This window comes from Frankia sp. CcCS3 (genome assembly GCF_977927575.1).
Genome location: NZ_CDWRCL010000269.1, coordinates 1 through 4,978 on the forward strand (window position 1 = coordinate 1; position 4,978 = coordinate 4,978).

A 4,978-nucleotide genomic window follows, 5' to 3' on the forward strand; every position below is an offset into this window, starting at 1 on the left:
CGGCCGCATCGCCCTCACCGCCCTCGGCGACCCCGGGACCGCTCGGATCAGCGGGCAACTGACCGACCGCGGCCGGCCGCCGGCACCGGGCCGGGTGCGGATCGTCATCTTCGGTGGCCACGCCCGTTCCTCCACCGGCTACCCGATCTCCTCCTTCGCCGTTCGCACCAGCACCGGGTCGTCCGACTGGAGTAGCGGATCGCTCTACGCCGGCCCTCAGCGCATCACCGTCACCGACACCGTGACGCATCGGGAATGCGTCCTGGAACGCACGCGCGTCCTCGGCCCGGACAACAGGATCGACCTCGACCTCTCCCGGCCGGGTTTCGGTCAGCCCGGCAGCACCTGCTCGCCCTGACCATCGGCTCGGCCTGACCATCCGTTCGGGTGTCGTCTACGCAGGGTCGTATGTCTATGACATAGCGTACCCATCTACCCGGGATTATTGTCGGTGTTGCACATAGAGTGACACCGTCGCTCCTGTTGAGAATTCGACGATGCCGGCTCAACGGCGTTTGGCCGAGGGCATATACGATTTCGCTACTACGTCATATGCGATCTTGTGCCGATACTTCGGCACTCTTGGCATGACGTAACCGCCGTATCAGGACTGCCGCATCAAGGAGGCCTCAGATCGACCGCCACGAGCTCATCGATCTCACTCGACGGGCGCTCAAAATCGCGATGGACAAGACAACCGACATGGTGCCCGCTGAGCGCCGCCAGCCAGCCCTGGCGTACACGGGCCAGGAACGCTTCGAGCGCGAGCGCGAGCTTGTCCTGCGCTCTCCGCAGCTTGTCGGCTACCGTTTTGAGCTGCCGGCGCCCGGAAGCTACTGCACGAAGACCGTCATGGGCGTTCCCGTGCTTCTGACCCGGGGCGAGGACGGCACGGTCAGGGCTTTCCAGAACGTCTGCGCCCATCGCCAGGCGCCGGTCGCGGAGGGCTGTGGCGTGGCCGAACGGTTCGTCTGCCCGTATCACGCCTGGGTATATGACGCCCAGGGTGACTTCGTCGGCGGACCCGGCCGTGAAGGTTTCCCCTCGACGATGGCCGGGAAGCCCCGCCTCACGCAACTGCCCGCCGCGGAGCATTCCGGATTCCTGTGGGTCGGTCTCCAGCCGGACAGCGGTCCCCTGGACATCGACGCCCACCTGGGAGAGCTCGGCCCGGAACTCGCGTCCTGGGACATCGGTAGCTGGGCTTCGGTGGGCGAGAAGGTGCTCGACTTCCCGATCAACTGGAAGTTCGCGCTTGACACGTTCGCCGAGAACTATCACTTCGCCACGGTGCACCGGGACACGTTCGCGCTGATCACCAAGAGCAACTGCGCGCTGTTCGACTCCTTCGGCCCGCACCATCGGCTGGTCTTCCCGATGCGGCACATCACGGACCTCGCGGACAAGCCCGAGGAAGAATGGGAACCACTGCACAACCTCGTGGTGATCTACGCATTGTTCCCCAACGTTGTCCTTTCGGTCACCGTCGCCAACGGCGAGGTGTTCCGGGTCTATCCCGGGAGCGGGCCGGGTCATTCGATCACCTACCACCAGAACGCGTCGCCGATGGATCTCACGGACGAGGCGACGCGAACCGCCGCGGACGAGATCTTCGAGTACGCGCACGCCACGGTGCGCGACGAGGACTACCGCATGGCGATCGACATCCAGAAGAACATGGCGTCGGGGGTGCGGCCTGAGCTCGTCTTCGGGCGCAACGAGCCGGGGCTGCACCATCGTCATGCGGTCATCGACGAGGCACTTGCCGCATTCGGCGGGTAGCGCCGGTCCGGACGGGCCCCGCGCCGGCCCCGGCGCGGGTGGGCCGGGGCCCGTGGATCCGTTCGAATTTGAGGCCGGGACGTCGTCTTCGGCGTCCAGTTCCTCCAGCAACGATCTGATCTCAGCTTGGCCGAGTCCGGCTGTCACACTCGCTCCAGCGTGCCGGAGGTGATGAAGACTCCGCGCTTACGGAAGGCCAAGGGCGACCCGACCAATCACCTGTCCCGCACGCTCGTCGAGGAACTGGAGGCCACGCTGGAGGACTATCCCGGCGCCCTCGTCCTTGTCCCTCACCGAGCACGGCACGTCCCTCACCGAGCACGGCACGTCCCTCAACGAGGCCCTCCGCCCGCTGGGCGAGTGGGGGAAGCGACGTTGCGAGCGCCTCGCCGCCGAGGACGCGCCCACATCCGCGTAAGAATTCGTAATGAAGTAATTAATGCAAGCCGATATGCGTCTTCGCAGGTCACGGGCTCGCGAGGACCCCGAAGTGAACAAGTTATTTCATTCCGAATCCTAACCCAGAAAGATTAACTTCTTAGCGTTTAGCGTTGTTTTGGTCGGAAGTCACGGATGGGTGTTCTCGGTGTGATCAGTCAGGGTAGAATCTCGACGTACCCGTCGGTGCCGTGCACGCGGATCCGCTGCCCATCGGGGATCAGTCGGGTGGCATCTACCACACCGACGACGGCCGGCAATCCGTACTCCCGTGCGATCACCGCGCCGTGAGTCATTAATCCTCCGACCTCCGTCACCAAGCCCGCGATGGCGACAAAGAGGGGCGTCCAGCTGGGATCCGTGTGGGCCGTGACGAGGATGTCGCCCGGTTCGAGATCGGCCCGTGCCATGTCCAGGATGACGCGGGCCCGCCCTTCGATGGTCCCGGCGGAGACCGGTAGGCCGCTCAGCGCGCCGGCCGGCAAATCGTCGCGTCGGTACGCCCCGGCGATGACTTCGCCATCCGACGTGAGCACCCGGGGCGGCGTGAGCGATTGATACGACCTGAACGCGTCCTTGCGCCGGCCGATGAGCCGGTCATCCACGCGGTTCGTGCGCACGACGTCGTGGAGCTCCTGGAACGTGAGGTAGAAGATGTCCTCCTTCTCACGAAGTACGTGGGCCTGTACGAGGCGCTCGGCTTCTTCCAACAAGGCCTACTTGTACACGAAGTAGCGGCTGACCATGCCGTACTTCGGATACTCCCGGTACCCGATGAAGGTCCGGACCCGGTCGATCATCCGCTTCGTCTCGTCGGCCTTGCGCTCCCCGTCCGGCAGGGCCCGCAATCGCTCCAGCAGCTCCTGCTCCTTCTTCCAGGCCTCCTGCCGGCCTTGCTCGAAGCGTCGTCGGCTCTCGCCCAGCTCGAAGTTCTTGATGTTGCCGAGGATCATGGGCACGAGCGTGGAGGGGCGTTCACGCCAACGCGGCCGCGTGATGTCGATCTCGCCGACGCAGCGCATGCCGTACTTGTCGAGCCAGGCCTCGACGGCGTCTCGCGCTTCCCGCCCGCCCGCGAGCTTGGGCAGCGCGTCCAGGAAACCCTCGTCCTCGACGTGCTGCAGAAACGCCACCACGCCCGGATGTGGGCGGATCACGTCAGCGACGTCGAGCAGCGCCAGCCCCATTTCCGACGTGACGTTGTGGGGCACGGACCGCGTGAGTGTGTCCGCCGCGTTTTTCTCGCCCAGCCACGCCTCCAGCCGCTCGTTGAGCCACCAGGTGGCCTCCATCGCCGACATGAACACCTGATGGCTCCGCGGATCGAACAAGATCCGCCTCAGCTTCTGGAGGTCCACCCGGATGAAGTCGAGCAGCGCCACTCCCGACTTCGTCCGGATGTCGCGTTCCGAGGCGGCGATGGAAGCCTCGCTGCGCCCGATCAACTCGGTGACGATGGCCGGATCGGTCTCGATCGGGGCTGGCGCGCCGCCGGACAGTGGCCCGGGGGGACCCTCGTCAGGCAGCGGCCGGATGAAGCCGTCGCGCTCGAGGATGGTCTGCAGCGCGTCCCCGGTCAGCGGATCGGATTTCCCCATGAGCTCCAGGAAGCCGGCGCGGCTCGTCGGCGAGACCAGCCTCTGGGTGACGTCGACGAACAGGCGGCCGCCGGCCTCGGCCATGGGCGCGGGGGTCGTCATCTGCCAGAAGGAGAGCCCCAGGGGCTTCATGGGGTCGGTCATCATCTGCTGATGGCCGACGGAGACATAGACGTGGTTCTCCCGGTCGCCGGACTCGGGGATGGGGAACAGCGTGGTGATCGGCCGGCTCTGGACGATCTGGAAGCCGTCGTCGACCAGGCACCATTCGATGTCCTGGGGGCGGCCGAAGTGCGCTTCGATCCGCCGGCCGAGCTGCACGAGCCGCACGACCTGCGCAGCCGTCAGCGTCGGCTGCTCCTGCCGCTCCAGGTCGATCGCCTGTTCCTGCGTCCCGCCCGCCGGCGAGGCGTGAACCGCACGCTGCTTGGCGCCGACCGCCTCGGCGACGACCTCGCCGTCGCGCACCTTGAAGACGTCCGGGTTCACCAGGCCGGAGACCAGGGCCTCACCGAGGCCAAAGCTGGCCTCCACGGAGGCGACCTTCCGGTTGGACGTGACGGGGTCGGCTGTGAACAGGACGCCAGCCGCATGAGGGAAGACCATCTGCTGCACGACCACCGCCATGTGGACCGTACGGTGGTCAACGCCGTTGCGCTGGCGGTAGGTCACGGCCCGCTCGGTGAACAGCGAGGCCCAGCACCGGCTGACGTGCCGGAGGATCGCCGCCGCGAGATCGCCCGGGATGGCGATCCCTTCGATGGTCCGGCGAATCTCCGCGCTGAGCGTGCGGATCGCCTCCCGGTCATCCGGCTTCAGGCGCGACAGCTGCTCGAGCCGACCCTCGATCGACGGCACTTCCGCCATGATCCGCCGGAAGGCGTCCGTCGTCACGCAAAAGCCAGCCGGCACGCGGATGCCTTCGATCCGCGACAGCGCCCCCAGGTGCGCACCCTTGCCGCCAACGACCGCGACCTGCATCTCGTCAACCTCTTGAAGACCCAACACGTACTGCTCGCTCATCGCGATACCTCCGGGGCAGCCGTGCTCTCTTCCACTGCACTGGCCGATCGAATCACCGGCACCTCCAGCTCTGTCGAACCTCGTGTTGGGCACGTCCTCATCTCTCGTTGCCTTCCCTCGTCACCGCGTCCCCCATA

3 protein-coding genes and 1 pseudogene are annotated in these 4,978 nt (G+C 66.2%); 2 read left to right on the forward strand and 2 right to left on the reverse strand.

Features of this window, described 5'->3' with window-relative positions; genetic code table 11:
* Together AC08OQ_RS17605 and AC08OQ_RS17610 are read left to right on the forward strand one after the other, a co-directional pair.
* A pseudogene (locus tag AC08OQ_RS17605) lies at window positions 1-358 on the forward strand (hypothetical protein); the annotation flags it as partial.
* Window positions 359-684: 326 nt separating this feature from the next.
* Window positions 685-1,782, forward strand: coding sequence for an aromatic ring-hydroxylating oxygenase subunit alpha (locus AC08OQ_RS17610; protein WP_476601035.1), 1,098 nt, complete (start codon window positions 685-687; stop codon window positions 1,780-1,782).
* Window positions 1,783-2,378: 596 nt separating this feature from the next.
* On the opposite strand, the gene AC08OQ_RS17615 is transcribed toward AC08OQ_RS17610, so the two are convergent.
* Together AC08OQ_RS17615 and AC08OQ_RS17620 are read right to left on the reverse strand one after the other, a co-directional pair.
* A complete protein-coding gene (locus AC08OQ_RS17615) occupies window positions 2,379-2,930 on the reverse strand; it encodes a PEP-utilizing enzyme (protein ID WP_476612217.1) in 552 nt (183 codons plus the stop codon).
* 6 nt (window positions 2,931-2,936) lie between these two features.
* Entirely contained in the window at window positions 2,937-4,841 is a 1,905-nt protein-coding gene (locus AC08OQ_RS17620; RefSeq protein WP_476601031.1) for a phosphoenolpyruvate synthase, read from the reverse strand.
* Between the last annotated feature and the right edge of the window lie 137 nt (window positions 4,842-4,978).